This is a genomic window from Nonomuraea sp. NPDC048892 (assembly GCF_040649735.1).
Lineage (GTDB): Bacteria > Actinomycetota > Actinomycetes > Streptosporangiales > Streptosporangiaceae > Nonomuraea > Nonomuraea maheshkhaliensis.
In genome coordinates, this window is the sequence record NZ_JBEZFZ010000011.1 from 220,755 (window position 1) to 246,969 (window position 26,215).

At 72.5% G+C, this 26,215-nt stretch carries 28 protein-coding genes; 13 read left to right on the forward strand and 15 right to left on the reverse strand.

Going from position 1 to position 26,215, the window contains the following annotated elements:
* The first annotated feature begins 149 nt into the window (after positions 1-149).
* From AB0C28_RS32420 to AB0C28_RS32435, 4 genes are all read left to right on the forward strand, one after another.
* Positions 150-1,382: an MFS transporter gene (locus AB0C28_RS32420; RefSeq protein WP_358079820.1), complete on the forward strand. Its 1,233-nt coding sequence runs from the start codon at positions 150-152 to the stop codon at positions 1,380-1,382.
* Between the two features lie 235 nt (positions 1,383-1,617).
* Entirely contained in the window at positions 1,618-2,493 is an 876-nt protein-coding gene (locus tag AB0C28_RS32425; RefSeq protein WP_358079822.1) for a methyltransferase domain-containing protein, read from the forward strand.
* Positions 2,494-2,646: 153 nt separating this feature from the next.
* Positions 2,647-3,279, forward strand: coding sequence for a helix-turn-helix domain-containing protein (locus tag AB0C28_RS32430; protein WP_358079824.1), 633 nt, complete (start codon positions 2,647-2,649; stop codon positions 3,277-3,279).
* A 1-nt stretch (position 3,280) separates the two neighbouring features.
* On the forward strand, positions 3,281-3,703 hold the full coding sequence (locus AB0C28_RS32435) for a thioesterase family protein (RefSeq protein WP_357859715.1): 423 nt from the start codon (positions 3,281-3,283) through the stop codon (positions 3,701-3,703).
* A gap of 27 nt (positions 3,704-3,730) precedes the next feature.
* On the opposite strand, the gene AB0C28_RS32440 is transcribed toward AB0C28_RS32435, so the two are convergent.
* Both AB0C28_RS32440 and AB0C28_RS32445 read right to left on the reverse strand, forming a co-directional pair.
* Positions 3,731-4,192: a hypothetical protein gene (locus AB0C28_RS32440; protein WP_358079826.1), complete on the reverse strand. Its 462-nt coding sequence runs from the start codon at positions 4,190-4,192 to the stop codon at positions 3,731-3,733.
* Positions 4,193-4,422: 230 nt separating this feature from the next.
* Positions 4,423-5,031 carry a peptide deformylase gene (locus tag AB0C28_RS32445; RefSeq protein ID WP_358079828.1) on the reverse strand — a complete coding sequence of 203 codons (609 nt, stop codon included), beginning with the start codon at positions 5,029-5,031 and terminating at the stop codon, positions 4,423-4,425.
* Positions 5,032-5,364: 333 nt separating this feature from the next.
* On the opposite strand from AB0C28_RS32445, the gene AB0C28_RS32450 reads away from it, so the two are divergent.
* The gene (locus tag AB0C28_RS32450) at positions 5,365-6,021 is read left to right on the forward strand and encodes a CBS domain-containing protein (RefSeq protein ID WP_358079830.1); all 657 of its coding nucleotides are present in this window, start codon (positions 5,365-5,367) and stop codon (positions 6,019-6,021) included.
* Positions 6,022-6,109: 88 nt separating this feature from the next.
* On the opposite strand, the gene AB0C28_RS32455 is transcribed toward AB0C28_RS32450, so the two are convergent.
* Together AB0C28_RS32455 and AB0C28_RS32460 are read right to left on the reverse strand one after the other, a co-directional pair.
* Entirely contained in the window at positions 6,110-7,321 is a 1,212-nt protein-coding gene (locus AB0C28_RS32455) for a DUF6596 domain-containing protein (RefSeq protein ID WP_357859705.1), read from the reverse strand.
* Positions 7,318-7,689, reverse strand: a complete 372-nt coding sequence (locus tag AB0C28_RS32460; RefSeq protein ID WP_357859701.1) for a YciI family protein — start codon at positions 7,687-7,689, stop codon at positions 7,318-7,320. Before AB0C28_RS32460 ends, AB0C28_RS32455 begins: the two co-directional genes overlap by 4 nt.
* A 231-nt stretch (positions 7,690-7,920) precedes the next feature.
* On the opposite strand from AB0C28_RS32460, the gene AB0C28_RS32465 reads away from it, so the two are divergent.
* The gene (locus tag AB0C28_RS32465; RefSeq protein WP_357859698.1) at positions 7,921-9,450 is read left to right on the forward strand and encodes an MFS transporter; all 1,530 of its coding nucleotides are present in this window, start codon (positions 7,921-7,923) and stop codon (positions 9,448-9,450) included.
* A gap of 107 nt (positions 9,451-9,557) precedes the next feature.
* Here AB0C28_RS32465 and AB0C28_RS32470 read toward each other — a convergent pair whose 3' ends face one another.
* Together AB0C28_RS32470 and AB0C28_RS32475 are read right to left on the reverse strand one after the other, a co-directional pair.
* Positions 9,558-9,932 carry a DUF2255 family protein gene (locus tag AB0C28_RS32470; RefSeq protein WP_357859695.1) on the reverse strand — a complete coding sequence of 125 codons (375 nt, stop codon included), beginning with the start codon at positions 9,930-9,932 and terminating at the stop codon, positions 9,558-9,560.
* A gap of 148 nt (positions 9,933-10,080) precedes the next feature.
* Positions 10,081-10,398 carry a winged helix-turn-helix domain-containing protein gene (locus AB0C28_RS32475; RefSeq protein ID WP_357859692.1) on the reverse strand — a complete coding sequence of 106 codons (318 nt, stop codon included), beginning with the start codon at positions 10,396-10,398 and terminating at the stop codon, positions 10,081-10,083.
* Positions 10,399-10,636: 238 nt separating this feature from the next.
* Here AB0C28_RS32475 and AB0C28_RS32480 point away from each other — a divergent pair, with 238 nt between their 5' ends.
* Entirely contained in the window at positions 10,637-10,969 is a 333-nt protein-coding gene (locus AB0C28_RS32480) for an STAS domain-containing protein (protein ID WP_358079832.1), read from the forward strand.
* A 13-nt stretch (positions 10,970-10,982) separates the two neighbouring features.
* Here AB0C28_RS32480 and rph read toward each other — a convergent pair whose 3' ends face one another.
* From rph to AB0C28_RS32505, 5 genes are all read right to left on the reverse strand, one after another.
* Complete coding sequence (gene rph, locus AB0C28_RS32485) at positions 10,983-13,628, reverse strand: rifamycin-inactivating phosphotransferase (RefSeq protein WP_358079834.1); 2,646 nt, start codon at positions 13,626-13,628, stop codon at positions 10,983-10,985.
* 70 nt (positions 13,629-13,698) lie between these two features.
* Entirely contained in the window at positions 13,699-14,454 is a 756-nt protein-coding gene (locus AB0C28_RS32490; RefSeq protein WP_357859684.1) for an ABC transporter ATP-binding protein, read from the reverse strand.
* Positions 14,451-15,548, reverse strand: a complete 1,098-nt coding sequence (locus AB0C28_RS32495; protein ID WP_358079836.1) for an iron ABC transporter permease — start codon at positions 15,546-15,548, stop codon at positions 14,451-14,453. The genes AB0C28_RS32490 and AB0C28_RS32495 overlap by 4 nt, the downstream gene beginning before the upstream one ends.
* Positions 15,545-16,549 (reverse strand): ABC transporter substrate-binding protein, encoded by a 1,005-nt coding sequence (locus tag AB0C28_RS32500; RefSeq protein WP_358079838.1) that lies wholly within the window; start codon positions 16,547-16,549, stop codon positions 15,545-15,547. Before AB0C28_RS32500 ends, AB0C28_RS32495 begins: the two co-directional genes overlap by 4 nt.
* Before the next feature lie 224 nt (positions 16,550-16,773).
* Entirely contained in the window at positions 16,774-17,022 is a 249-nt protein-coding gene (locus tag AB0C28_RS32505; RefSeq protein WP_358079840.1) for a hypothetical protein, read from the reverse strand.
* A 117-nt stretch (positions 17,023-17,139) separates the two neighbouring features.
* On the opposite strand from AB0C28_RS32505, the gene AB0C28_RS32510 reads away from it, so the two are divergent.
* Positions 17,140-17,607: a nuclear transport factor 2 family protein gene (locus AB0C28_RS32510; protein ID WP_358079842.1), complete on the forward strand. Its 468-nt coding sequence runs from the start codon at positions 17,140-17,142 to the stop codon at positions 17,605-17,607.
* Positions 17,608-17,724: 117 nt separating this feature from the next.
* On the opposite strand, the gene AB0C28_RS32515 is transcribed toward AB0C28_RS32510, so the two are convergent.
* Positions 17,725-18,945 (reverse strand): FAD-dependent monooxygenase, encoded by a 1,221-nt coding sequence (locus AB0C28_RS32515; RefSeq protein ID WP_357859669.1) that lies wholly within the window; start codon positions 18,943-18,945, stop codon positions 17,725-17,727.
* A gap of 153 nt (positions 18,946-19,098) precedes the next feature.
* Here AB0C28_RS32515 and trpB point away from each other — a divergent pair, with 153 nt between their 5' ends.
* A complete protein-coding gene (gene trpB / locus AB0C28_RS32520) occupies positions 19,099-20,307 on the forward strand; it encodes a tryptophan synthase subunit beta (RefSeq protein WP_358079844.1) in 1,209 nt (402 codons plus the stop codon).
* Positions 20,308-20,414: 107 nt separating this feature from the next.
* Positions 20,415-21,239: a tryptophan synthase subunit alpha gene (trpA, locus tag AB0C28_RS32525; protein ID WP_358079904.1), complete on the forward strand. Its 825-nt coding sequence runs from the start codon at positions 20,415-20,417 to the stop codon at positions 21,237-21,239.
* An 88-nt stretch (positions 21,240-21,327) separates the two neighbouring features.
* Here the strand turns inward: trpA and AB0C28_RS32530 are convergent, their stop codons facing one another.
* Positions 21,328-22,155, reverse strand: a complete 828-nt coding sequence (locus AB0C28_RS32530) for a GntR family transcriptional regulator (protein WP_357859663.1) — start codon at positions 22,153-22,155, stop codon at positions 21,328-21,330.
* A 167-nt stretch (positions 22,156-22,322) separates the two neighbouring features.
* Here AB0C28_RS32530 and AB0C28_RS32535 point away from each other — a divergent pair, with 167 nt between their 5' ends.
* Positions 22,323-23,768: an aminotransferase class V-fold PLP-dependent enzyme gene (locus tag AB0C28_RS32535; protein WP_358079846.1), complete on the forward strand. Its 1,446-nt coding sequence runs from the start codon at positions 22,323-22,325 to the stop codon at positions 23,766-23,768.
* Between the two features lie 6 nt (positions 23,769-23,774).
* Here the strand turns inward: AB0C28_RS32535 and AB0C28_RS32540 are convergent, their stop codons facing one another.
* Positions 23,775-24,449 carry a glycine betaine ABC transporter substrate-binding protein gene (locus tag AB0C28_RS32540; protein WP_357859654.1) on the reverse strand — a complete coding sequence of 225 codons (675 nt, stop codon included), beginning with the start codon at positions 24,447-24,449 and terminating at the stop codon, positions 23,775-23,777.
* Positions 24,436-24,651, reverse strand: a complete 216-nt coding sequence (locus tag AB0C28_RS32545) for a hypothetical protein (protein ID WP_357859651.1) — start codon at positions 24,649-24,651, stop codon at positions 24,436-24,438. The genes AB0C28_RS32540 and AB0C28_RS32545 overlap by 14 nt, the downstream gene beginning before the upstream one ends.
* Positions 24,652-24,687: 36 nt before the next feature.
* Between AB0C28_RS32545 and AB0C28_RS32550 the strand changes: the two genes are divergently transcribed.
* Positions 24,688-25,356 (forward strand): IclR family transcriptional regulator C-terminal domain-containing protein, encoded by a 669-nt coding sequence (locus AB0C28_RS32550; protein ID WP_358079848.1) that lies wholly within the window; start codon positions 24,688-24,690, stop codon positions 25,354-25,356.
* 88 nt (positions 25,357-25,444) lie between these two features.
* Positions 25,445-26,206: a TSUP family transporter gene (locus AB0C28_RS32555; protein ID WP_358079850.1), complete on the forward strand. Its 762-nt coding sequence runs from the start codon at positions 25,445-25,447 to the stop codon at positions 26,204-26,206.
* Positions 26,207-26,215 lie beyond the last annotated feature (9 nt).

The window sequence follows — 26,215 nt, forward strand, 5'->3', positions numbered from 1 at the left end:
CAAGTGGGTGCCCCGCGCCCGTGCGGGGCCCGTGTGACCTTAGGGAGACGTTCGGGAGACTTTTGGGAGAGGCGAACGAGCGGCCGGATGCTTACCGGGATCCACCCCAGGGGAAGGCCCTGAGCAGGGCTTATGGGGGGAGGAGCAGGATGAGCACCGACAAGATCAGCGCACGGCCGGACAGGACGCGAGCGCTGATGCTGCTGCTGGCGACGGCGGGGTTCGCCGTGAACTTCTGGGCGTGGGCCCTGCTCAGCCCCCTGGGCCCGAGGTTCAAGGAGACCCTGAACCTCACGGCCGCCCAGCAGGCGCTGCTGGTCGCGGTCCCCGTGATCGTCGGCTCGCTGGGCCGCATCCCCGTCGGAGCGCTCACCGACCGCTTCGGCGGCCGGACGATGTTCCCACTGATCTCGGCGGCCACCATCGTGCCGGTGCTGTTCATCGGCCTGATCGGGCAGGGCTCCCTGGCGGCCCTGCTCGTCGGCGGGTTCTTCCTGGGCATCGGCGGTACGGTCTTCGCCGTGGGCGTGCCGTACATCAGCGGCTGGTTCCCGCCCGAACGGCGCGGCCTGGCCGTCGGCGTGTTCGGGATGGGCATGGGCGGCACCGCGATCAGCGCGCTGACCACGGTCAACCTGGTCAGGACCGGCGGCGCGGCCACCCCGTTCCTGCTCACCGCCGCCGTGCTCGCCCTGTACGCCGCCGTCGCCTGGCTCCTGATGCGCGACCCGCCCGGGCGCGCCGGGCCGGTCGCGCCGATCACGGCACGCCTGGCCGCGGCCGTGCGCCTGCCGATCACCTGGCAGGCCTGCATCCTGTACGGGGTCGCGTTCGGCGGTTATGTCGCCTTCTCCGTCTACTTGCCCGTCTACCTGGAGTCCGCCTACGGCCTGGAGCAGGCGGACGCGGCCAACCGGATGGCCGGGTTCGTACTGCTGGCCGTCGTGGCACGCCCGGCGGGCGGCTGGCTGTCGGACCGGATGGGCCCGATCCCCGTCCTGGCCGCCGTCTTCGCCGTGGTGGCGCTCTGCGCGGCGGCCCAGGCGTTCACCCCGCCGCTGATGATGGCGGGCACGGCCGCGTTCCTGGTCATGGCCGCGGCGCTCGGCGCGGGCAGCGGCTCCACCTTCGCCCTGGTCGCGACGGCGGCTCCGGCCGACAAGGTGGGGTCGGTCACGGGTCTGGTCGGGGCCGCGGGCGGGCTGGGCGGGTTCGTGCCGCCGCTGGTCATGGGCTTCGTGTACGGCCGGTCCGGTTCGTACGGGCTGGGCCTGGTCCTGCTGGCCGGCGTGTCGGCGCTGACGTTGCTGCTCACCGTCACCGCGGTACGCGCCACGGCCCGGCGGCGCGCGGACGCGCCCCGCGTCCGCCCGGCCTCCTGACGGCGATCCGATGTGCGGACGAACGGACGGCCATCGCAGGGAGACCGCCCTCTGCGAGCCGGCGACGGGTGATTCGGGCTGAGGATACGCGGCATGGTGCTCGGTGGCGGCGGTGATGAGTGGTGGTGCGTGATGGTGTGCCGGGTGGCGGGGCATACTCGAGACGGCGAGCGGCGTCATGTCCCGGCCCGTACCGCCGTCCGGAGCCACCCCGCTTCTCCCGAGGAGACGTGCCGTGACCCTGATCGACGACCTGGCCCGCCCGCCGCACGCCGCAGTCCCCTCCTTCCCGATCCCTCCGACGGGCAAGATCCCTCCGACGGCCCCGGCTCCTCGTACGGGACCGATTCCCCGTGCGTACGTCCGGGAGCGGATCCCGCTGCTGCTCGGCGCGCTCGCCACCAGCGCGCCGATCGCGCTGGCCTGCGAGGCGGCGCTGCCCGTCGAAGAGGTCCTGATGATGGGTGGCCTGCCCATGCGGCTGCGCTCGCTGCGCCGCAGGTTCGCCCGTCTCCTGTACGACCGCCGCTACGGCGTGAGCACCGCCGACTTCGCCGATCTCGCCGACTTCGGCCTCGACCATCCCGAACGCGTCTACTACTCGCCCGCCCACTGGGGCACGCTGCGCCGGGCGCTGCCCGCCCGCGACGTCGCCGGCCACGACGTGTTCCTCGACCTCGGCGCCGGCAAGGGCCGCATGGTGCTGGAGGCGGCCAGCGCGTACACGTTCAAGCGGGTGATCGGCGTCGAGCTGTCCGCCGAGCTGACCGAGGTCGCCCGGGCCAACCTGTCCGGCGCGAGGCTCCGGCTGCGGGCCGGCGAGGTGGAGTTCGTCCGCTCCGACGTGCTCGACTACCGGATCCCCGACGACGTCAGCGTGGTCTTCCTGAACAACCCGTTCAGGGGCGAGACGTTCGCCGCCGCGATGGGCGGCCTGCTCGACTCGGTCGACCGCAACCCGCGCCCGCTCACCCTGATCTACTTCAATCCGGTCGAGGAGCACCGCCTGCTGGGCACGGGCCGCTTCCGCCACCTGCGCACGGTCGCGCCCTGGCGGCGGCGGGGCGGCGAGGGCGTGTTCGGCACCACCCGCGTGTACGAGGTCTCGTAACGAGGCTCGGCCCCGCGCCCCACCCAAGCCGCCGGCGTCCCACCCAAGCGACCCGCGCCGCAATGCTTCGCGCGTACGGCGACGACACCGCACCGCCACCGTCCGCGTGCCTCAACTATGCAAACGATCGGTCGTTAATGTAGGTTGGCCGGCATGACACACGACGGCCGGCGACTGCGTGGATCACGTAGCCGCGAGGCGATCCTGGAACGGGCCGTGAGCCTGGCCTCGGTCGAAGGGCTGGACGGGCTGTCCCTGGGGCGGCTGGCGGCCGCGACCGGCACCAGCAAGTCCGGGTTCTTCGCCCACTGGAACGGCAAGGAGCAGCTCCAGCTCGACGCCGTCGAGTGGGCGCGGCGCCAGTGGAGTGAGCAGGTGGTGGGGCCCGCCCTGCGGGCGCCGGCCGGCGTGCGGCGGCTGTTCGCGCTGCACGAGTCGCGGCTGCGGTTCTACGCCGACGGCGTGCTGCCCGGCGGTTGCTTCTTCTTCACCGTGCAGGCCGAGTTCGACGACCGTCCCGGGGCCGTGCGCGACCGGGTCGCGGAGGTCATGCGCGAGTGGCTGGAGTACGTCCAGCGGCAGGTGGAGCAGGCCGTCGCCCTGAGCGAACTGGCAGCGGACGTGGACGCGGCCCAGCTCTCGTACGAGATCGACGCCCTCGGTCAGGTGGTCGTCGTCCACTCCCGCCTGCTCGCCGGATCGGACGCGCTCGTCCGCGCCCGCCGCGCCGTCCTGCAGCGCCTGCGCGCGCTCTGTCCCGACCCATCACTTCTCCCGGAGGACTGACGTGATCTACGAGCCGGTATATGTGCATTTCGACGAGCTCGACGCCATGGGCCTGCTGCACAACTCCCGCTATGCCCTGCTGGTCGAACGGGCCATCGGCACCTACTGGCAGCGCCTCGGCTGGGTGACGGACAAGGACCCGTCGGCGTTGAAGGGCGTGTTCATGGCCGTGCGGGAGTTCAAGGTCACCTACCATGTGCCCATCGCGGGGCCGGGTGAGGTGGCGGTGCATTTCTGGATGGACCGCATGGGACGCACCAGCGGCGTGTACGGCTTCCGTGTCGTGTCGGCCGACCGCGCGGTGGTGCACGCCGAGGGCTACCGGGTGAACGTCAACCTCGACCCCGCCACGCTGCGGCCGAAGCCGTTCAGCGACGAACTGCGCAGCGCCGCCGAACCCCTGCTCCGCACACCGGTGGCCTGATCTCCCAGGCCCAGCCGGAGTCGCGGATCACGCCATCCGGATCTCGCTGAACAGCCGGAGCGTCACCATCCGCGGCCGTGGCCACCTCACCCCGGGCAGGCGCAGGCTCCAGGACGAGAACGCCGTCTCCAGGACGATCTTCACATACGGATGCGCGCCGGGAACCTCCGCACACAGCACGGACACCGCCCGGCACACCTCCTGACGTCCGAACCGCAGCCAGGCCCGCCCCTCGCTCTCCAGTTCGGCCGACTCCCATGCCAGCACCGGCGCCTCGGCCCCCGGGACGGGCGGCCGCAGCGGCAGACGCAGGGCGAATCCCGCCAGCGCGCCACTCGGCCGTAGGTAGAAGGCGCCGCTGACGCCGGGCGGATCGGACAGCGAACGCCGCCGCCCCGACGTGCCCACGGACAGCGTCGCCTCGGTGGCGTCCATGGCGATCCGCCATGCGCTTGGACCGGTGTGATCGATGTGTGAAGAGGTCGCCATGTTCGTCCCCGTGCGGTTTCAGACTTTCGTCCAGACACCTTCATGACGGGATACGACCCCCAAATGTGACACATCGTGACCGTTTCCCCCAGATCAGATGATCGCCCGCCGCACGCCGCCCAAACGTCGGCAGCCCAAAGGCGGATCACGTGGTCCCGCGCCGCCGGAAGCCGTGCTCCCGGCGGCCAGGCATGCCGGCCCTCCGAGCCGGCCACCAGGAGCGGGATCGTTCAGGCCGGTGCGGGACCGGGCTGCGGGGAGGCGACGAATCGTTCGTGGTTGGCGATGGTCGAGAGCGAGCGGAGATCGGCCCGGTCGAGGTACAGCAGGCCGTTCAGGTGGTCGGTCTCGTGCTGGGCGATGCGGGCCGGCCAGCCGGACAGCTCCATGTCGTACGCGCGCCCGTTCCCGTCGACCGCCGACAGCCGGATCCGCGCATGGCGGGCGACGACGGCGGTCAGCCCCTCGACGCTCAGGCAGCCCTCGTAGAAGGCGCGGGAGTCGGAGCCGAGCGGGGTGACGACGGGGTTGACGAGTTCGAGCGGCGGCTGCGGCGGGCGTTCACGCTCGGCGGCGACCTCCGGCGGGACGTCGGCCGGGTCCTCGATGACGGCCAGCGCCAGCGGGATGCCGATCTGCGGCGCGGCCAGCCCCACCCCGACGCCCGGCAGGTGGCGGAACATCGCGTCGAGCAGCTCGCGCAGCAGCCCGTCGGGCAACTGGCCGTCGTAAGGAGCGGCCGTGCGGCGCAGCACGGGGTCGCCGACCTGGGTGACGGACCAGGGCCTGGGCGCCTCCAGCACGGCGTGCACGCGCTCGATCAGCTCCGCGCCGCTCATCGCCGGCCACCCGGCCCAGCGGCCGCGCTCTCGTGGTGCCTCATGTACGGAAGATCCTCTCTGTCGGCACTCGCTCAGTAGAAGGTAGGGCACGTGCCGATATATCCGTCAGCCACCGTCCCGCACAGCCGGCCCTTGCCCCTTCCGCATGGCCGGATCCGGGCCGCTCGCGTGCTGAGGCCGCTTGCGCGCGGCGCCTTTGCATTCGGCGCGGCCGTCTCCCCATCCGGCCCTGGCGCGCAGGGTCGTTGGGCCCATGGGAGTCGGGACGTTCGTTGCTGCCGGTCCGGCCCGGCGCGGAGGACCGTTGGAGGAGAAGGTGAGGTGGACGTCATGCCGATCGAAGTCAAGGACGTCATGGGCAGGGTGGCCATAGCGGTGCCGCAGGACGCGTCGTTCGCGGACATCGTGGCCGCGATGAAGCGGTTCGCGGTGGGCGCGGTGACCGTCATCGACGCCGACCGCCGGCCGGTGGGCGTGGTCTCCGAGGACGATCTCCTGCTCAAGGAGGTCGATCCGGTACGGCACAGCGTGTCGATCTTCGAGTCGTCCAGGCGCCGCCTGGAGCACCGCAAGGCCGCTGCGGTGACCGCGGGCACCCTCATGACCTCCCCGGCGATCACCGTCACGCCCGAGACTCCCGTACGCGACGCCGCCCGCCTGATGCACGAGCGGCGCGTCAAGCAGCTTCCCGTGATCGACCCGGTCACCGGGCGGATCGCCGGCACCCTGCACCAGCGCGACGTCCTGCGCGTCTTCACCCGCCCCGAGCACGAGCTGGCGGCCGACGTCGACGCGGCGCTCGCCGGTCCGGACGAGGTCGGCGCGCGGATCGAGCGCGGCGTCGTCACGATCACCGGCGAGGTCGCCACCCGGTCGCGGGCCATCGCCCTCACCGAGGCCGTCAGAGCGGTCGAAGGCGTCATCGACGTCGTGTGCGAGCTGACCGCACGCAAGGACGACCTTTACGTCGTTCCTCCGCTCATGTGACCGACCCGCCCAGGCCCGCCCAAACCCGCCGTCCAGGCCCGCCGCCCGCACCCGCCGCCCGCAACCTGGGCGGCAGCGGCGCGCGGACCTACGGCCGCACCCGGCGGGCCCGGGACTCCAGGTAGCGTTGCTCGGCCAGGCTGGCGGTGGCCTTCGCGGCGCGCCGGTAGTGCTCGTACGCCCCGCCCGGATCCCCGTCCTTCTCCAGCAGATGCCCCCGCACGGACAGCAGCCGGTGATGCCCGGCCATCCGCGCGTCACCGTCCAGCGTGGCCAGCAGGGCCAGCCCGGCGGCCGGCCCCTCGATCTCGGCCAGGGCGACCGCCCGGTTGAGGGTGACCATCGGATTGGGTGCGATGCGTTCCAGGATCAGGTAAAGCGCGTGCACCTGCGGCCAGTTGGTCTCCTCCGCCGAGGCGGCGTCGGCGTGCGTGGCGGCGATGGCGGCCTGGAGCTGGTACGGCCCCAGCTCCGGAGCGCCCAGCGACGACCTGGCCAGCTCGATGCCCTCGTCGATCAGCTCGCGGTCCCACCGTTTGCGGTCCTGCTCGTCCAGCGGCACCAGGTCACCGGCCGCCGTCGTACGCGTCTCGCGGCGCGCGTGGGTGAGCAGCATCAACGCCAGCAGCCCGGTCACCTCGGCGTCCCCGGGCAGCTGCGCGTGCACCATCCTGGTCAGCCGGATCGCCTCGTGCGCGAGGTCGGCGCGGTGCAGCTCGCTGCCCGACGAGGCGGTGTAGCCCTCGTTGAAGATCAGGTAGAGCACGTGCAGGACGACCCGCAGCCGCTCCTGCCACTCCGCGCCGTCCGGCAGGCTGAACGAGCTGCCCGCAGCCTTGATCCGCTGCTTGGCCCGGCTGATCCTGGCCGCCATCGTGGCCTCGGGCACCAGGAACGCGCGGGCGATCTCGGCGGTGGTCAGGCCGCCGACCGCACGCAGCGTCAGCGCCGTCTGCGAGGCCGCGGTCAGCGTCGGATGGCAGCACAGGAACAGCAGGACCAGCGTGTCGTCGGTGCCCGGGACCTCCTCGGGCGTCACCTCGGCGGCCGTCGCCGACTCGCGCTCGCGCCGCGCGTGGTCGCTGCGCAACTGGTCGATGAACCGCCGGGACGCGACGGTCATCAGCCAGCCGCGCGGGTTGTCCGGCACGCCCTGGACTGGCCACTGCACGGTCGCGGCGAGGACGGCCTCCTGCACGGCGTCCTCGCACCCCTCGAACTGCCCGTGGCGGCGGGTCAGCGTGCCGAGGACCTGTGGCGTGAGCTCACGCAGCAGGTCCTCGACGGCCGGAGTCGTCATGACTCCAATTGTCCGTCAGCGAACATCACCTGCCGCACCTCCACCCCCAGCCCCTCGATCGCGCTGTCCGGGATCCGCGCCGCCAGCTCGATCGCCCGCTCCTTGCTCTCGCAGTCGATCAGGTAGAAGCCGCCCAGATACTCCTTGGCCTCCAGGAAAGGGCCGTCGGTCACCACCGGCCGGCCGTCGCGCACGGTCACCACCGCCGCCTGGGAAGGGTCGGCCAGCGCCTGCGTCGTGATCAGCTCGCCGGACCGCTTCAGCGCCTCGATGAACGCGGCGTGGCCGTCGCCGATCGCGGCCTTCTCCTCGTCGGTCAGGGCGTCCAGCACGGCCGGGTTGATGTGCAGGTTGATCAGGAATTTCATCGCGTACTCCTCGTGTGGGCGAGCCCCATGGGCGGGGCCCTTCGCCGGTCGGTCGGAGCCGCCGCCGCCGTCTTGACGTCCTCGCCCGGACTTTCTCCAGAAATCTTCCCGCAGGGCCTCGACATGCCAGGCGGTACGGATACGAACGGAAACGGGCCCGCGCCGATGTCGATAAACGTCCGGCCGCTCCGACCTCCCGGCGAAACGTCGAGAGAACAGGAAGTTCGCCACATGCGTGTCAACCGGGCCTGGCTGGGACTGGCCGTCCTCACACTACCGACCCTGCTCGTCGCCATGGACATGACGGCCCTGCTCCTGGCGCTGCCGCAACTGAGCGCCGACCTGGGCGCGACCGGCGTCCAGCAACTGTGGATTACCGACGGGTACGGATTCACCGTGGCCGCCCTGGTCATCACGATGGGCACGCTCGGCGACCGCATCGGGCGCAGGAGGCTGCTGATGATCGGCGGGGCGGCGTTCCTGGTGCTGTCGGTCGTGGCCGCGTTCTCGGTCAGCCCGCTGATGCTGATCGTCGCGCGTGCGCTGCTGGGCGTCGCCGGCGCGACGCTGACCCCGTCCACCCTCGCCCTGATCATCGACCTGTTCCGCGACGAGCGGCAGCGCGGGCGGGCCATCGCGATCTGGGCGACCTGCCAGTTCACCGGCGGCGCCCTCGGGCCCGTGCTGGCCGGGCTGCTGCTGCAGCACTTCTGGTGGGGGTCGGTGTTCCTGGTCGCGGTCCCGGCGATGGCGGTGCTGCTGCTCGCCGGGCCGTTCCTGCTGCCGGAGCACCGCGGCGACCAGGCCGGCCGGCTGGACCCGGTCAGCGTCGGGCTGTCCCTCGTGGCGGTCCTGTCGGTGGTGTACGGGATCAAGCAGCTGACCGTCGAGGGCGCGCAGGCCGGGCCGGCGGTGGCCCTCGTCGCCGGGGCGGCCGTCGGAGCCGTGTTCGTACGACGCCAGCTGCGCCTGGAGACCCCGCTGCTGGACCTGCGGCTGTTCCGCAACCGCCCGTTCACCGCCGTGCTCGTCGCGCTGGTCCTGGCCGGGGTCGCCATGGCCGGGACCGGGCTGATGGTCACCCAGTACCTGCAAGGCGTGCTGGGACACTCGCCGGTCGCCGCGGCGGTGCTGTTCGCGCCGATGGGCCTGGGCACGGCGGCCGGCACCATGCTCGCGCCGGCCCTGGCCAGGCGGATGGACGGGACGACCGCGATCGCCGCCGGGCTGGCCTGCTCCGCGCTGGGCGCGCTGCTGCTGGTCGCCGTGGGCGGCGCCGGCTCGCTGCCGCTGGTGATGACCGGCATCACCGTGCTGGCGCTCGGCACCGGCCCGCTGTTCGCGCTCGGCACCGGGCTGGTCGTCGGATCCGTGCCGCCGCACCGCGCGGGCTCGGCGGCGTCGATGTCGGAGACCGGCAACTACCTCGGCGGCTCCCTCGGCCTGGGACTGCTCGGCGCGGTCGGCACGCTGGTCTACGCCAGCCGCATGAACGACATGTCCGGCTCGCTCGCTGATTCCCTGCCCGGCTCGCTGAAGGATTCGCTGGCGGGCGCGGTCGCCGCCGCCGGGCACCTGCCCGCAGGCCAGGCCGCGGAGCTGCTGCACGCCGCGCGGGCCGCGTTCACGACGAGCCTGCACGTCACCGGCCTCGTCGGCACCGCCATCTTCGCCGGGCTGGCCCTGCTGGTCCACGTCATGCGCCCCGCCGCTCCCGCACGCGCGGGCACGCCTGAGCGGGCGGCGACAGCGCAGCGGTGACGTTCCGGGGGCGCAGCCGTTCGGGTGGGGATCGCGGGGCGGGCGAGCAGGAAGCCGCCCGCCGGCATCGGGCCCGCTCCCGGAGCCGGCGGTGGGCGGTCGTGGGGTCAGCGGGGCACGAGTCTGATCGTGGCGGCCCTGGCGGCGGGGTTGACGACGCCGGCCAGGAGGTTCGGCCCGTAACGGTGGTACTTGGCGAGATACACCCCGTCGATCTCGTCGTCGAGGGAGTGGCCGGCGTCGGCGAATTCCACGTCCCGCTCGACGCCGCCGGCCGAGATGTGGCCCTCGTGCCGCGTCTGCGTGCCCCGGAACCAGGCGCCCTCGCGGCCGTGCAGGGAGCGGACGTACAGGTCGTCGCCGTGGCGCACCACCCACACGGCCACGGGCCGGCGCAGGCTGCCGTCGCTCCGCCGGGAGGAGAGCTGCAGCTTCTCGGCCGTGCCGATCGCGGTGAGCTCGTGGATGCTCCAGCCGGACATCGGCGGCCCCCCTTTCGAGTCGACCGCCGCCGACGGCGATCCCCTTTCCCCCATCGACTCACCCGTACCCGGGAGCCGTCGTCGCGGCTGCCCGGGTGCGCATGGTCTTGGCAAAGGCGCTCCCGGCGACGGCTTCCCGGGAGTGCCGTCAGCCGGTCTGGTGCGGTGGCTCGCGGTCGGTGAAGATCCCGATCAGCATGCTGATGGGCAGGTCGGCCTCGGTCGGGTAGCGGAAGTGCTGGTCGAGGTTGAGGCTGTAGTGGTTGCGCCGGCCGACCCGCTCCCGGGTCAGATAGCCGGCCTGGTAGAGGTCGGAGACGATCTTCTGCACCGCCCGCTCGGTGATGCCGATGACCTCGGCGATCTCCCGCAGCCGCACCCCGGGGTCGCGCGTGATCGCCACCAGCACCCGGGCGTGATGGGTCAGGAAGGTCCAGGTGGACGGTTCGTTCTCGGTTGCGTGCACGGTCGTGTGTGCTTCCTCCGCGGCTTCTCCGGCTCTGCGGAGATGGATGAAAAGTTTTACATGAAGATCCTATGACGAATAGTCTTTCGTGCAACAGTCTTCAGCCGTAACCTAAGCAGCGGACGGCATTCACCGCAATGCCTGTGCACCCTGTCGGCACTCTGACCGTCACAGCGAGGTCGCCATGTCTGCCCTCAGCCTGAGCCACCGGCGTGTCGCGGCCGGCGAAGTGATCAGCGTGATCACGATTGCGGGGGAGGTGGACGCCAGCACGTCCGCCGACCTGGAGACGTACCTCGATCGGGTGCGCCGGCGGCTGGACGAGCATCTGGTCGTCGACGTGAGCGAGCTGACGTTTCTGGACAGCTCCGGGCTGGCCGTGCTGCTGGCCGCGGCCATGCTCGCCCGGGTCCACGGCGCGGGCGTGCACCTGGCCGGGGTCCGGCCCAGGGTGGCCCGGCTGCTGCAGATCACCGGCGCCGATCGGGCGGTGACCGTGCACGACCACGTCGAGCAGGCGCTGGCCGCGGTGGAGCGGTACGACCGGGCCGAGCCGACCGAGCCCGCCTAGCCGCTGCGGCAGGTCAGGGGCTGGGGAGCAGTTCGACGTAGCCTTCGCTGCCGTTGACCCGGATGAGCCGGCCGTCCTCGATCCGCTCCGTGGCCCCGTCCACCCCGGCGACCGCGGGCAGGCCGTACTCGCGCGCCACCACGGCGCCGTGCGTCATCACGCCCCCGACCTCCATCACCACGCCCTTGACCGAGACGAACAGCGGGGACCAGCTCGGGTCGGTGCAGACCGTCACGAGGATGTCCCCCTCCTCCACGTCGGCCTCGGCGAGGTCGCGGATGACCCGGGCGCGGCCCTCCACGACGCCGGACGACACGGCGATGCCCGCCAGCGCCCCCTCGGGCAGGGCGCCGGCGTCGTAGGCGCCGGAGAAGACCTCCCCCTCGGAGGTGATCACGCGCGGCGGGGTCAGCTTCCGGTAGACCTCGTGGGCCTCGCGCCGGGCGGTGACGAGCGCGGGGTCGAGCTCGCCGGTGGCGACCGCGGTCCTGAACTCCTCGATGGACAGGAAGAACACGTCCTCTGGCGCCTCGACGACCCCGCGCTCCGCCAGCCCCGCCGCCTCCGCCATGAGGGCCCGTTTGTACAGCCCGTACCGCAGCAGCAGGGAGTGCTTGGAGTACTCACGGTAGCCGATGAAGTGGCGGATCAGGCTCATCTTCCTGGCCGCCCGCCTGGCCTTGGCCGCGCCGCCGGGCAGCTTCCCGACCCGGCCGAGCAGGTCCTCCATGGCGCGTTCCGCCTCGGCGCGGCCCTGTTCCGTCCTGCGGCGGCGCTCGCCGGGCGCGAAGGTGCGCACGTTGGCCAGGATGAGCGGGACGAGCGGCGCCGGGTCCTCGCTCCACCTGGTCCTGGTGATGTCGATGTCGCCGGCGCAGTGCATGCCGTACGCGCGCAGGTAGCCCTCCAGCGCCTCCCGCACCTCGGCGCCGCCGTCGAGCCCGTCCAGGCCGGCGAGGAGGGTGTCGCGCGGGGCGGTCTCCAGGTGGCGCACGACCTGCGGGTGCGCGCGAACGACGTCGGCCACGTCCAGCAGGCCGAGCCCCATGGCGGCCACCACGTTGTGGTCGGCGGACCTGGCGATGGCGTCGGCGGCGTTCTTCACGCCCAGCCAGGACTCCATGTGCTTGTCGACCCAGTTCACCGCCTGGATGCCGACGAAGGCCGCGGCCACGCTGCGCGGGTCGAAGGTGAGCTCGGCCAGGACGGCGTGGTCGTCGATGATGTACTGGAACAGATCGTCGCCGGACTTGCCCGCCAGGTCGGCGCGCAGCCGTTCCACCGTCTCCTCGGTGTGCGCGATGAGGGCGGGAACGACGCCGGGGTCGTCCTCACGGGAGAGCTTGAGGTACTGGCGCGCGATCGTCAGCGGGCCGGCGTCGCCGAAGTCCAGCATCGAGGTGCGGCCGCGCGCCAGCGAGGCGGTGAAGTCCCTGTCCTTGAGCACGGTGCGCAGGCCGTCCGCCATGAGCACGTCGACCTGGGCGAGGCTCTTGAGGGTGGCCGGCCTGGCCCAGGCGGAGGTGAGCTCGGCGGAGACGTCCTTGTAGAAGCGGTTGCCCGCCACGACGCCGGCGGTGCGGCCGAGCCGGTCGTGCAGCAGGGCGAAGAACGACAGGCCGAGCGGGGCGAAGGCGTCGGTCATCATCTGCCGGTGCCCGTAGGAGACGTACACGTGGTTCCTGCCGTCGTCGGCGGGCGGCACGGGGTAGAGCGTGGTGACGGGGCGGCTCTGCAGCACGTACAGGCGGTCGTCGTGCAGGGCCCACTCGATGTCCTGGGGCTCGCCGTAGTGCGCCTCGATCCGCCGGCCCAGGCTCTCCAGCCGCAGGATCTGGCCGTTGGTGAGCTTCTGGACATTCTGGTGTCCCGGCTCGACCGGCTGCTCCCCGGTGCCGCCGTCAGGGGCGGCGCGCAGTTCCTTCGTCTGTACGGCGACCTTCCTGCCGATGATCCGCCCGCCCCTGACCCGGTAGTTGTCGGCGTTGACCAGCCCCGAGACGAACGCCTCCCCGAGGCCGAACCCGGCGTCGATCGAGACCACGGTCCGGTTGCCGGAGACCGGGTCCGCGGTGAACATGATGCCGGCCGCGTCGGGGAAGACCATCCGCTGCACGACCACCGACAGCCGCACGGCGCGGTGGTCGAAGCCGTTCCTGATGCGGTAGGCCACCGCCCGGTCGGTGAACAGCGACGCCCAGCACCGCCGCACGCCATCGATCACCGCCGCCGCGCCGCGGACGTTGAGGTAGGTGTCCTGCTGGCCGGCGAAGGAGCTGGAGGGCAGGTCCTCGGCGGTCGCGCTGGAGCGCACCGCGCACGCCACGCCGTCGCCGCCCGCCTCCTCCAGGTGCCGGGCGATCTCGCGCCGGATCTCCTCGGGCACGCTCAACGCCTCGATGACGGCACGCAGCCGCGCCGCGGCGGTGGCGATCGCCTCCCGGTCGTCCGCCCGCAGCCCGGCCAGCCCGTCGATCAGCGCACCGGCCCGCGCGTCGGCCTCCACGACCTCCCGGTAGGCGTCGGTGGTGACGCAGAACCCGTACGGGACCTCGACGCCGCCGATGGACGACAGCTCCCCGAGGTTGGCGCCCTTGCCTCCGACCAGGGGGAGCTGGGCCCTGCCGATGTCGTGGAACCCGAGCACGTACGCACCCATGGCTGATCTCCGTCCCTTTCCATTCAAATACAGAGCAGAACTGTATCGTAATAGGGGGAGCGGGTCGCGATCAGGGGCTGCCTCCGAGCCGTTCGAAGACGAGCTGGGTGCGGTGTACGGCGCGCACGCCGTACACCCGCGCGATCAGTTCGGGGGTGAGGACCTGATCGGGCGGGCCGCCCGCCAGGATGCGGCCGGCGCCCATGACGTAGAGGCGGTCGCAGAACGCGGCGGCCTGGTTGAGGTCGTGCAGGACTGCCAGCGTGGCGATGCCCAGCTCCGCCCCCAGCTCGCGGACCAGATGCAGGATCTCCAGCTGGTGGCGGACGTCAAGGTGAGAGGTGGGCTCGTCGAGCAGGAGCAGGCGGGTCTGCTGAACCAGGGCACGGGCGACGAGCGCGCGCTGCTTCTCGCCGCCGGACAGGGTGGCGTAGACGCGCTCCCGCGCGCCGGACAGGCCGACCCGGTCGAGGGCCCGCGCGCACCGCTCCTCGTCGGCGGCGGGAACGCGCCGGTACGGCGTGCGCCCCATCAGCACGACCTCGCCCACCGTGAAGTCGAGCTCGGCGGGCGTCTCCTGCGCCACCACGGCCGTCCGCCGGGCCGACTCGCGCCAGGACAGGCGGTGCACGTCGTCGCCGTCCACGGTGATGAGCCCGGCCGAGGGCCGCAGTGCCCGGTAGATCGTCCGCATCAGGGTGGACTTGCCGCAACCGTTCGGCCCGACCAGGGCGACGAACTCGCCGTCGGCCACCATCAGGCCGGCCTCGTGCACGATGGGACGGCCGTCGAGATGCGCCGAGACGCCGCTCAGATCGAGCCTCATGCGACGCTCACCGCCCGCTCGGCCGAGCGGCGGCGCAGCAGCCACAGGAAGAACGGCACGCCGAACAGCGCGGTGACGATGGTCAGCGCCAGCTCCTGCGGCGCGCTGATGGTGCGCGCCGCGACGTCCACCAGCTGCAGGAACGCCGCGCCCAGCAGCGCGGTGACCGGGAGCACCCGGCCGTGGTCGGCGCCGACGAGCAGGCGGGCCGCGTGCGGCGCGATCAGCCCGACGAACGCGATCGCGCCGCTGGTCGCCACCAGCACGCCGACCAGCAGGGAGGTGAGGACGAAGAGCGTGACCCGCAGCCGCTGCACGTTCACGCCGAGGGAGACGGCGCTCTCCTCGCCGGCGGCCAGCGCGTTCAGCGGGCGATGCCGGCTCAGCAGGTACGCCAGGCCCGCCGCCAGAACGGCGGCCGGCAGCGGCAGCATGTGCCAGCGGGCCCCGCCCAGGCTGCCCATGAGCCAGAACAGCACCTGCTGGGCGGCCCGGCCGCTCTGCGCCTGCTGCAGCACGAAGCTGTAGAGAGCCTGGAAGAGGTAGGCCAGCGCCACCCCGGCCAGCACCAGCCGCGACGGCGTGATCCGGCCCGCCCGCTGCGCCAGCGCGTACACCAGGCCCAGGGCCAGCAGGGAGCCGGCGAAGGCGGCGCCCGACAGCGACAGCCCGCCCAGCGCTCCCGCGCCCAGGATCAGCACGAGCACGGCGCCGAACGACGCGCCGGAGGAGACGCCGAGCAAGAACGGGTCGGCGAGCGGGTTGCGCACCAGCGCCTGCAGCACCGCCCCGACGACTGCGAGCCCGGCTCCGACGAGCAGCGCCAGCAGCGCCCGCGGCAGCCGGAACTCCCACACGATCTGCTCCTGCACCGGCGTCCACGTGCGCGGGAACAGGCCCGGCGCCAGCCGGTCGGCGACGATGCCCCACGCCTGCGGCAGCGCGACGTGGACCGCGCCGATGCTCACCGCCAGCCAGGTCGAGGCGAGCACGGCCACGGCCAGCCCGGCGACGAGCGCGAGGTAGCGGGCGCGGCGCCGGCCCGGCCCCGCGGTGGCGGCGCTCGCCTGGTCAAGGGTGGTCGCCGTGGTCATGAGGGGAACGCGCCGGGGTGCAGGAAGCGGGCGATGTCGGCGACGGCCAGCAGGTTGCGGTAGCCGGGATGCTGGGCCGCCACCGGCAGCGCCAGCACGCGCCGGGCCTTGGCGGCGGGGCTGTTCCTGATCACGGCGAAGGTGTCGGCGGTCTTGGCCCGCACGGTCGGCGTCGTCTCGCCTCGCAGCGTGGCGTACTCGCTGACCAGGACGGCCTCCGGCTGCGCGGCGCTGACCTGCTCCACGCTGACCTCGGTGTAGTCGCCTTTGACGCCCTCCAGCACGTTGCGCCCGCCGGCGGCGGTGATCAGCTGGTGGGTCAGGCCGGCGTCGCCGTAGGCGTTGACCGGGCCCCTGCCGCCGTCGGTGGCCAATACCTTGACCGGCGGCCGGCCGCCGACCCGCCTGCGCACGTCGTCGAGCCCGGCCCGCAGGCCGGCGGCCAGTTTGGCGGCGCGGTCGGGGACGCCGAAGATCCGGCCCAGGTTGTGCAGGTCGGTGAAGGTTTCCTCCAGGGTGGACTCGAGCGTCTCCCTCGGGCCGCACCAGCCGCCCAGGATGTAGACCGGGGAGCCCGCCGCGTCCAGCTCCGCCACCGTGGCGTAGCCGCCGGCGGCGTCGAAGGAGGCCATCGCGTTGTCCAGGACGAAGTCGGCGCCCTGGGCGAGCATGACCTCCTTCTGCGGCAGCATGATCGTCGGGGAGATCTCCGGGATCCGGGCGTACAGCTCCCTGTGGCCCGGCAGGAAGGCGCTTTCGGAGAAGTTCGTCCGCCCGGCGACCCGGTCGCTCAGGCCGAGGGCGAACAGGGTCTCCAGCGAGGGGTGGTAGCCGCTCACCACTTTGACCGGAGGCCGGTCGAAGGTGAGCGTGCGGCCGCAGTTCTGGATCGTGACGGGGAAACCGGCCGGCGCCGTGGCGGGCCCGGCCTCCTGGGCGGGGGGCGCCTGCCCGCAGGCGGTCAGCGTCAGAGCCGCCAGCAGCACGAGCAACCTTCTCATGTGGTGCGTCTCCGGAGGTGAGAGGTGGCGTTCATGATCTGAGGAAACACCACATTCTGCACATAACACGCAATTGCCAGCAAGTTGCAATTAGTGGGCGTGGTGCCGCTCCGGAGGTGAGGGGCGCCGGGTCCGGGCACGCCGAAGGCGCCTCGCGGCCTGCCCGGGAGCGGGCGCGCCGGAGGTTTTCGTACGGGTTCCGGGGTTTTCGGGGTTGTGGGAGCTCAGTCCCCGGCGTCGTCGCCGGCCCAGCTCAGCACGACGAACGGCGCGTTGCACGAAGGATGGTGGACGCGGCCCGCGGTGATGCGGTAGCGGACGCCGCGGGTCTGGAGATCGGGTTTTAAGCGCACCCGTACGACGCCGACATCCTGCTCGATGTGGGTGAGCATGCCGTCACAGGGGCCGCCGACGCAGATGGCGTTCGGTTTCGGTCTCCTGGCGGGCAGGGCCCCTGGGATCCCACTCACCACAGAGCGTTCCTCCGAGTCTTGGCTGGTCTCCTAGAGACTACGCGGGGACCTCCGCTCCGGTTCGACCGCCCCTGCCTCCGCCGCCCGCCGGGAAATGCCGTCGCGAACGCCTGCCGTATGATGTACGGTACAACGTACGGCAAGGAAGGGGTTCTCATGGTCTACCAGCCGAGCGACGACGACCGGGCGAGTGTGGAGGGCTGGTTCGCACGCTACGACGCCCTGGCCGAGCAGGGGGCGATCGAGGAGCTCGCCGACCTGGCGGTCTTCCCGATGAACGTGGTCACCGACGTGCCCGGCGGACACGCCGCCGTCAAGCAGTGGAGCAGGCAGGAGTACGTCGAGGCGATGAAGGAGGCGATGGGCGGCGGCACCGCGGGCCTCGGCCTGACCTCGGTCCGCACCCCGCACTTCGTCAGCCCGAACCTCGTGGTCGTCGAGACCGACGCCACGATGACGATCGAGGGCCGCGAGGAGCGCATGCACTACGCGGACCTGCTCGTCCGCACGGAGGAGGGGTGGGCGTTCCAGACGATGATCCAGGGCGGATGGGGGCACGGCTGGGCCCCGGCCCGCCGCGGCTGAGCCCACTTTGCCGACCCGCCACGGCTGAAGTCGCGGCGGGGAATGCGCCGAGGCCGGTCGCACGCCGGACGTGCGCCGGACGTGCTCGGCCGCCGGGCACGTACTGACGGGAGCCGGTCAGGCGGCGGCGTCGTGACCGTAGACCCAGGCCAGCGCCTGGAACGACATGCCGGGCACCCCACCGGCCATCCGGGCGTCGCGTTCGACCTGGGCGGGCCCGTCGGGCAGGTGGAACTCCGTCTTGTTGGCGGTCGACATGGCCTGCAGTCGTGACGTACGCGGGATGCGCGCGGCTTCGTACCGCAGCAGGGCGGCGGCGAGGTCCTGCCGGGGGCCGGCCTGGGCGGCGGCGAGGCGGGCGGCGAGGGCGGCGGCGTCCTCGATTGCCATCGCCGCCCCCTGGGCCATGAACGGCAGCATCGCGTGGCAGGCGTCCCCCAGCAGCGTCACCCGGCCGGCCGACCAGCGCGGGAGCGGGGCGCGATCGAACAGGGCCCACAGGTACGTCTCGTCCACCGCTTCGATGATCGCCCGCACCTGCGGATGCCAGCCCTCGAACGCGGCGAGCGCCTCGGCGACATCCCGGCGGTCGGTCCAGGACTCCCGCGTCCAGGTGTCCCGCTCGACGATCGCCACGAAGTTGACCAGCCGTCCGCCGCCGACGAAGTAGTGCACGAAGTGCCCGCCGGGCCCCATCCACAGCTGCGTGGTGACCTCCAGCCCCAGACCGCGCAGCCGCTCGGCCGGCACCAGGCCGCGATAGGCGACGCAGCCGGTGAAACGCGGATGCTCGGGCCCGAACAGGGCGGCGCGCGTGGGGGAGTGAATGCCGTCCGCGCCCACCAGCACGTCGGCCTCGGCGCGGGCGCCGTTCGCGAACCTCGCCTCGACGCGATCCCCGTGATCGGTCAGTCCGGTGAGACGGTGCCGCAGATGCAGCCGCTCGGCGGGCAGGCGCCTCGCGAGCGCGGCGAGCAGGTCGGCGCGGTGCATCAGGTAGTGGGGGAAGCCGAAGGCGGCCTGCAGCGGCCCGGCGAGCGGCGAACGGGCCAGGGTGCGGCCGTCGTCCCAGCGCCGCTGGTGCAGGGCCACCGGCTTGATGCCCGTCCGCTCCAGGTCCTCGGCCAGGCCGAGCCCGTGCAGCACGCGGGAGGCGTTCGGGCTGATCTGCACCCCCGCGCCGGCCTCGCTCAGCTCGGCGGCCTGCTCGTACACGTGGGCGTCGACGCCGCGGCGCAGCAGTGAGAGTGCGGTGGTGAGCCCTCCGATGCCGCCGCCCACGACACTCACCGAGATCGCGTCGCCGCTGGTGTGAGGGTGGTCGCTGTGCGCGCTCATGGCCGGCTCCCCGCCGTCGTGGTCGCTCCCCCTGCTTTCACTGTACGGAAGGGGCGCCGGACCATCCCTGACGCCGCCACTCACGGACTGCTGATTGACGAGCCCGTTCATCAAGTTCTAGTCTTCTAGAACACTAGATAAGGGAGGTGCCCGATGACGGAGACCCTGACCGGCCGCGCCGGGCCGTATTTCGGCCGATTCGGCGGCCGGTTCACCCCGGAGGCCCTGGTCGTGGCCCTGGACGAGCTGGACGCCGCCTACCGCGACGCGCTCGGCGACCCGGCGTTCCGCGACCGGCTGGAGGAGCTGCACCGCTCGTACTCGGGCCGCCCGAGCATCATCACCGAGGTGCCGTCCTTCGCCGGGCACGCCGGGAACGCCCGCGTCCTGCTCAAGCGCGAGGACCTCAACCACACCGGCTCCCACAAGATCAACAACGTGCTCGGCCAGGCGCTGCTCACCCGGCGTATGGGCAAGCGCCGGATCATCGCCGAGACCGGCGCGGGCCAGCACGGCGTGGCCGCCGCCACGGCCGCCGCCCTGCTCGGGCTGGAGGCGGTGATCTACATGGGCGAGGTCGACATGCGCCGCCAGGCGCTGAACGTGGTCAGGATGCGCCTGCTCGGAGCCACGGTCGTCCCGGTGAGCTCGGGCTCACGCACGCTCAAGGACGCCATGAACGAGGCCATGCGCGACTGGGTCACCAACGTCGAGCACACCCACTACCTCATCGGCTCGGTCGCGGGGCCGCACCCGTTCCCTGCCATGGTGCGCGAGTTCCAGCAGATCATCGGCACCGAGGCGCGGCGGCAGATCCTCGACCTGACCGGACGGCTGCCCGACGTCGTCTGCGCCTGCGTCGGCGGGGGCTCCAACGCGCTCGGCATCTTCCACGCCTTCCTCGACGACCCCGGCGTCGAACTCGTCGGCCTGGAGGCAGGCGGCGCCGGGATCGGCACCGGCCGGCACGCCGCCGCCGTCTCGGGTGGCACGCCCGGCATCCTGCACGGGAGCCGGACGTACGTGCTGCAGGACGAACACGGACAGACCCAGGAGAGCCATTCCATCTCCGCCGGGCTCGACTATCCCGGCATCGGCCCGCAGCACGCCTGGCTGCACGACACAGGCCGGGCCCGCTACGAGGCCGTGGACGACGCGGCGGCCATGGAGGCGTTCCAGCTGCTGTGCCGCACCGAGGGGATCATCCCGGCGATCGAGAGCGCGCACGCGCTGGCTGGGGCGATCAGGGAGGGGCGGCGGCTGGGACCGGACGGGATCGTCCTGGTCAACCTCTCCGGGCGCGGCGACAAGGACATGGACACGGCCGCCCGGTACTTCGGGCTGATGGAGGCGGACGCATGAACACCCGTTCCGAAGCCGGGCACGCGAGCTTTGAGCAGGTTCAGGAAGTCGGGAGCGCGGGCTTGTCCGGGGAGAGGCGGGAAGGCGGGCATGGAAGTGTCCGCGCGGTGGTCGAGCGGGCGGGGCGGGAAGGCCGGGCCGCGCTCATCGGCTACCTGCCTGTCGGCTTCCCCGACGTCGCGACCTCGGTGGCGGCCATGCGGGCCATGGTCGCGGGCGGGGTGGACGCGGTCGAGGTGGGCCTGCCGTACACCGACCCCCTCATGGACGGCCCGCTCATCCAGCGCGCCACCGAGGCCGCGCTCGCCCGCGGGACCACCCCGGCCGACGGGCTGAGCGCCGTTCGCGCCCTGCGCGGCACCCCCGCGCTGATCATGACCTACTGGACGCTGATCGACCGGTACGGCGTCGCCCGCTTCGCCGCCGACCTGGCCGCGGCCGGCGGCGCGGGGCTGATCACCCCGGACCTCCTGCCCGAGGAGGCCGCCGCCTGGCACGCCGCCGCCGACCGGCACGACCTCGACCGCGTCCACCTGGTCGCCCCCACCTCCACCCGCGAACGCATCGAGGTGGCCGCCCGCTCCTCGCGCGGCTTCCTCTACGCGGCCTCCGTGATGGGCGTGACGGGGGAGCGGGAGCTGGTGAGCACCGGGGCGAAAGAGCTGGTGGCGCGTGTGAAGGAGGTCACGGACCTGCCGGTGTGCGTGGGGCTCGGCGTTGGGGACGCGGCACGGGCCGCCGAGGTCGCCGCGTTCGCGGACGGCGTGATCGTCGGCTCGGCGTTCGTCCGCGCCCTGATGAACGCCCCCGACCCGGCCGGCGGCGTGGCTGCCGTGGAAGCGCTCGCCCGCGAACTCGCCCAGGGCGTGAGACGCAGCCCCGCCAGGGCACGCCGACCCCCCGGTGCCGGGCGTCCACGTGGCCGGCACTGAGGTGCCGGCCAGTCAGATGCCGAGCACTCGAGTGCCGAGCGGTCGGGGCTGCGAGCGGTCGGGCGCCGGTCAATCACGTGTCGGGTGGTCAGGTGGTGGGGTGGTCGAGGCGTAGGGCGACTGCTGGGCGTTCGGGGGCCTGGCGGCGGGTCGTGAACACCACCTGCGACGCGCACATGATCGCCCGGTCGGCCAGCACCGGTCGATCGTCCACGTCGTACGTCACCCGCTCGCTCAGCAGCGCGGCGCCTCCGGCGGGCTGCTCCAGCAGGCGGGCCTGCTCCTCCGACAGGACCACCGGCCTGATCGCCTCGGTCGCCCACGACGGCGTGACCCCGCCCCGCTCCTCGATCAGCCGGTAGAGCGGCGTCCGCTTCAGCTCGTCGGCGTCAAGACCCGCCTCGAAGCCGGCGTCCAGGTCGGCGGCCAGGCCGGGCGGCAGGTAGGAGAGCTGGTGGATCACCGGCGTCCCGCCCACCACGCGCAGCCGTTCGACCACCGTGACCTCGTCGTGCGGCCCCAGCCCCAGCTGCGCGGGCACCGGCGCGGGAGCGGGCCCGCGGCGCACCCCGAGCAGCACCGTCTCCAGATCGATGCCCTGCTCGGCCAATTCTTCCGCCAGGCTGCCCAGGCTGTTGAGCTGGTAGGGGATCACGGGCGGGCCCGCGACGAACGTGCCGAGCCCGTGCCGCTGCTCGATCCGCCCCTCCGCGCCGAGCCGCTGCAGCGCCTGGCGGACGGTCATCAGGCTGACCCCGTAGTGGTCGGCGAGCTCCCGCTGTGAGGGCAGCGGCTGTCCGGTCGCGACGTCGCCCGCCTCGATCCGGGCCAGGAGGTCGCGGTAGATGGCCTGATATTTCGGCTCGCCGCCCGCCGTGCCGGTCAGGCGCGGCCTGGGCTCTCCCTCCGGGAACATGCGCCAAAGCCTATCCGTGGCCACCGCCGGGCACGGTCACCAGCACAGTCGCGAGCACGGTCGCCGTCCGCTCCAGAACCCGCCGGCGAGCACGGTCGCCAGCCGCACCGCAGCCGGTGCGGACCACGGTTGCCGTCCGGTAGAGGGCGGATGTCAGGATACGGACCATGTCAGATGCCATGCACTACCCCCTGGAGCCAGGCCCGGAGCAGGTGCGTCAGATGGGTGAGGCCGTGCTGGCCTTCGCCGAGGAGTACCTGCGCGACCTGCCGGAGCTGCCCGCCTTCGACCCGGCCGGCGGCGAGGACCTGGCGAAGGCGCTGCGCGAGCCGGCTCCCGAGCTGGGCAGCCCGCTGCCGGGCCTGCTGTCCACGTTGCACGCGGCGGCCCGCGTCGGAGCCGCCAGCGCCGGGCCGGGCTATCTCGCCTACGTGCCGGGCGGCGGCCTCTACGCGGCCGCGCTCGCCGACTTCATGGCCGCGGTGATGAACAAGTACGTCTCCGTCTGGCAGCTGGCCCCCGCCTGCGCGCAGATCGAGGCCACGGCCGTCCGCTGGCTCTGCGACCTGTTCGGCTACCCCGAGCAGGCGCGCGGCATCCTCACCTCCGGCGGCTCCATGGCCAACTTCTCGGCCATCGTGACCGCCCGCGTCGCCCGGCTCGGTGAGAGCTTCCTCGACGGCACCGTCTACGTCACCGAGCAGACCCACGCCTCCTGCGCCAAGGCGGCCCTGCTGGCGGGCGTCCCGCGCGCGTACGTACGCGCCGTGCCGACCGGCCCTGACCTGGCCATGGACCCGGCCGCGCTGGAGCGGATGATCGAGGACGACCGGCGGGCCGGGCTGCGGCCGTTCCTGGTGATCGGCAGCGCGGGCACGACGAACACCGGAGCCGTCGACCCGCTCCCCGAGCTCGCCGCCGTCGCCGGGCGGGCCGGCGCGTGGTTCCACGTCGACGCCGCCTACGGCGGCCCGTTCCAGCTCACCGAACGCGGCCGGGCCCGGCTGCGCGGCATCGAGCTGGCCGACTCGATCACGATGGATCCGCACAAGGCCCTGTTCCTGCCGTACGGGATCGGCGCGCTGCTGGTACGCGACGGCGCCCTGCTGCGCCAGGCCCACCACATGGACGCCGCCTACCTCCAGGACCTGAGCGAGGAGGAGGAGATCCCCAACTTCAGCGAGTACTCCCCGGAGCTGACCCGCGACTTCCGCGGCCTGCGGCTGTGGCTGCCGATCAAGCTGCACGGCCTGGCCGCCTTCCGCAGCGCCCTGGACGAGAAGCTCGACCTGGCCGAACTCGTTCACGACCGGCTGCGCGAGCAGGGTTTCGAGGTTCCGTGGCGGCCGAGCCTGACGGCCGTCGCCTTCCGCTGGGTTCCGGAGGACGGGAGCGATGCCGACACGTTCAACGCCGAGCTGCTGCGCCGCGTGATCGCGCGGGGCCGGGCGCTGCTGTCCAGCACGCGGATCGGCGGCCGGTACATGATCCGGGTCTGCGTCGTCAGCCACCGCACCCACCGGGACCGGGTGGAGCAGCTCTTCGACATCATCGGCGAGAGCTGCGCCGAACTGCGGGCGGAACGCGCCGCCACCGGCCCCACGCGAACGTGAGCGGGGTCAGGCGTCGGCGCCGAGCAGGCCCTGCTTGCCCAGCCAGTCGGCCGACACCTTGCCCGGCTCCTCGCCCTCGACGTCCACCCGGGCGTTGAGCTGCTGCATGGTGGCGTCGTCCAGCTTGGCGATGACCGACTGCAGCACCTTCTCCAGCGCGGGGTACTTCTCGTAGGTCTCCTGACGCATCGTCATCGCGGCGTTGTAGATGGGGAAGAACTTCTTGTCGTCCTCCAGCACGGTCAGGCCGAGCGCGGCGATACGGCCGTCGGTGGTGAACACCTCGCCGAAGTTGCAGGTCTGGCCCTTGTCGGTCTCGGTGTAGACGACGCCGGTGTCGAGCAGCTTGGGCACCAGGCCGATGTTCTGGGCGACCGTCTGGTGGGGGAAGAGGCCGACCTGCTGGATGGCGTAGCCGATGTGCCGGCGTAGCTGGTCGGGGTCGAGGCCGAGCACGTCCTGGCCGCCGATGCGGATCTCGCCGGAGGTCGGCTCGACGAGCCGGTTGATCATCTTCATGGTGGTCGTCTTGCCGCAGCCGGACGGGCCGACCAGCACGACGAGCTCTCCGGCGGGGATGTCGAGGGTGACGTCGTCGACCGCTGGGGCGGGCTGCCCCGGGTAGTGCTTGGTCAGCGAGCGCAATTCGATGCGCACGCCTTCGGTGTCACGGTCGAACACGAAGCCCCCTCGGGGTGGTGAGCCGGCGGACGGCGAAGAAGAACAGGTCGAACAGGATGGCGACGACCACGATGCCGAGCGTTCCGGCGAGCGTGGCGTTGAGCGAGTTCACCGAGCCGAGGCGCGACAGGCCCTCGAAGATCTGCGTGCCCAGGCCGGGGCCGTCGACGAAGGCGGCGATGGCGGCGATGCCGATGAGCATCTTTCCCGGGCATTGCGCGGGCTCGAGGTCGAGGGCATGGTCGAACGCGACCCGCTCACCCGGCGCTACCGGCTCGGATGGCGGCTGTTCGCCCTCGCCGCGCGGACCGAGCAGTCCCGGCTCGTCCGGGTCTCGGCCCCCTACGTGCGGCGGCTGGCCGCGGCGTTCGACGAGGACGCCTATCTGTGCGTGCTGCGCGGCAACATGGTGCTGACCCTGCTGTCGGTGCCCTCCTCGCGCGCCTACCACCGGGTCTGGGAGGGCGTCTCCGTCCCGGTGATCATGGCGGTGGCCGGCCGGTCGCTGCTGGCCGAGTGGGACGAGGAACGCGTGCGTGAGCTCCTCGCCACCGTGCTGCCCGCCGGGCTCGACGGCAGCGTCGGCGGCATCGACGCGTGGCTGAAGGAGCTGGCCTCGGCGCGCACGGACGGCTACGCGGTCTCCGACGTCGAGCTGGACGACAGCGAGGCGGGCGTCTCGGCCCCCGTACGCGATCACCGGGGGGTGATCATGGCGGCGATCAGCGTCTCCGTCACCCAGGGCGGCCTCACACACCGGGCTGCACGAGATCGGCGCCTCGGTGGCGGAGACGGCGCGCGAGCTGTCCTGCGCGCTCGGCGACGGCAAGGGCACGCGGGGCCGGCCGGGCTGAGCGCTCAGCCGGGGCTGGAGCTGGGCTTGACCGACGTCCCGGCGGGGCTGTGAGTGACGCCCGGGCAGGGGCTGGCGCTGGGTAACTGATTCCCGACTTGTACACTCTTGTCGTTTCTTGGGGGAATCGGGGGAGTGGCGCGTGCCGCTGGATCAGGTCCTGGTGTTGCTGACCGCGGCCGCAGGAGCAGGGTGGGTCGACGCCGTCGTGGGCGGCGGCGGCCTGCTGCAGCTGCCCGCCGTGCTGATGACCGGCATGCCGACGGTCGAGGCGATGGCCACCAACAAGCTCTCGTCCGTCTTCGGCACCACCTCGGCGGCCGTCGCCTACGCCCGCTCCACCAAGGTGGACCGCCAGGTGGTGCTGCCGGGCGCGGCCCTGGCCGTGGTGTGCGCCGGGCTGGGCGCGTGGGCCGCCGCCTCCATCTCGACCGAGGTGCTGCGGCCGGCCGTCATCGTGGTGCTGCTGGCCGTGGCCGCGTTCGTGACGCTGCGCCCGGCGATGGGCGCGGTGCCCGTGCCGCACCTGCGCACCCGGTCCCGCGTCGTCGCGGCGGTGGCCACGGCCGGTGTCGGGATCGCCTTCTACGACGGCGTCCTGGGGCCGGGCACGGGAACGTTCTTCATCATCGCCTTCACCACCATCCTCGGGCTGGACTTCGTCTCGGCGTCGGCCTCTGCCAAGATCATCAATATCGGGACGAACCTGGGCGCGCTGGCGGTGTTCGCGGTGCAGGGGCACGTGCAGTGGGGGCTGGGCCTCGGCATGGCCGTGTGCAACGTGGCCGGCGCCCAGTTCGGCGCGCGGATGGCGCTCAGGCGGGGCGCGTCGTTCGTCCGGATCGTGCTGTTGTGCGTGGTCGTTGCGATGGTGATCAGGCTCGGCTGGCAGCAGTTCGACTGACCGCCGCGC

Excerpts from the sequence above, each read along its gene's own strand:
- AB0C28_RS32420 (WP_358079820.1), top strand. The coding sequence starts at position 150 with ATGAGCACCGACAAGATCAGCGCACGGCCGGACAGGACGCGAGCGCTG.
- AB0C28_RS32430 (WP_358079824.1), top strand. The coding sequence starts at position 2,647 with ATGACACACGACGGCCGGCGACTGCGTGGATCACGTAGCCGCGAGGCG.
- AB0C28_RS32440 (WP_358079826.1), bottom strand. The coding sequence starts at position 4,192 with ATGGCGACCTCTTCACACATCGATCACACCGGTCCAAGCGCATGGCGG.
- AB0C28_RS32445 (WP_358079828.1), bottom strand. The coding sequence starts at position 5,031 with ATGAGCGGCGCGGAGCTGATCGAGCGCGTGCACGCCGTGCTGGAGGCG.
- AB0C28_RS32450 (WP_358079830.1), top strand. The coding sequence starts at position 5,365 with ATGCCGATCGAAGTCAAGGACGTCATGGGCAGGGTGGCCATAGCGGTG.
- AB0C28_RS32455 (WP_357859705.1), bottom strand. The coding sequence starts at position 7,321 with ATGACGACTCCGGCCGTCGAGGACCTGCTGCGTGAGCTCACGCCACAG.
- AB0C28_RS32460 (WP_357859701.1), bottom strand. The coding sequence starts at position 7,689 with ATGAAATTCCTGATCAACCTGCACATCAACCCGGCCGTGCTGGACGCC.
- AB0C28_RS32465 (WP_357859698.1), top strand. The coding sequence starts at position 7,921 with ATGCGTGTCAACCGGGCCTGGCTGGGACTGGCCGTCCTCACACTACCG.
- AB0C28_RS32470 (WP_357859695.1), bottom strand. The coding sequence starts at position 9,932 with ATGTCCGGCTGGAGCATCCACGAGCTCACCGCGATCGGCACGGCCGAG.
- rph (WP_358079834.1), bottom strand. The coding sequence starts at position 13,628 with ATGGGTGCGTACGTGCTCGGGTTCCACGACATCGGCAGGGCCCAGCTC.
- AB0C28_RS32490 (WP_357859684.1), bottom strand. The coding sequence starts at position 14,454 with ATGAGGCTCGATCTGAGCGGCGTCTCGGCGCATCTCGACGGCCGTCCC.
- AB0C28_RS32495 (WP_358079836.1), bottom strand. The coding sequence starts at position 15,548 with ATGACCACGGCGACCACCCTTGACCAGGCGAGCGCCGCCACCGCGGGG.
- AB0C28_RS32500 (WP_358079838.1), bottom strand. The coding sequence starts at position 16,549 with ATGAGAAGGTTGCTCGTGCTGCTGGCGGCTCTGACGCTGACCGCCTGC.
- AB0C28_RS32510 (WP_358079842.1), top strand. The coding sequence starts at position 17,140 with ATGATGTACGGTACAACGTACGGCAAGGAAGGGGTTCTCATGGTCTAC.
- AB0C28_RS32515 (WP_357859669.1), bottom strand. The coding sequence starts at position 18,945 with ATGAGCGCGCACAGCGACCACCCTCACACCAGCGGCGACGCGATCTCG.
- trpB (WP_358079844.1), top strand. The coding sequence starts at position 19,099 with ATGACGGAGACCCTGACCGGCCGCGCCGGGCCGTATTTCGGCCGATTC.
- AB0C28_RS32530 (WP_357859663.1), bottom strand. The coding sequence starts at position 22,155 with ATGTTCCCGGAGGGAGAGCCCAGGCCGCGCCTGACCGGCACGGCGGGC.
- AB0C28_RS32535 (WP_358079846.1), top strand. The coding sequence starts at position 22,323 with ATGTCAGATGCCATGCACTACCCCCTGGAGCCAGGCCCGGAGCAGGTG.
- AB0C28_RS32545 (WP_357859651.1), bottom strand. The coding sequence starts at position 24,651 with ATGCTCATCGGCATCGCCGCCATCGCCGCCTTCGTCGACGGCCCCGGC.
- AB0C28_RS32550 (WP_358079848.1), top strand. The coding sequence starts at position 24,688 with ATGGTCGAACGCGACCCGCTCACCCGGCGCTACCGGCTCGGATGGCGG.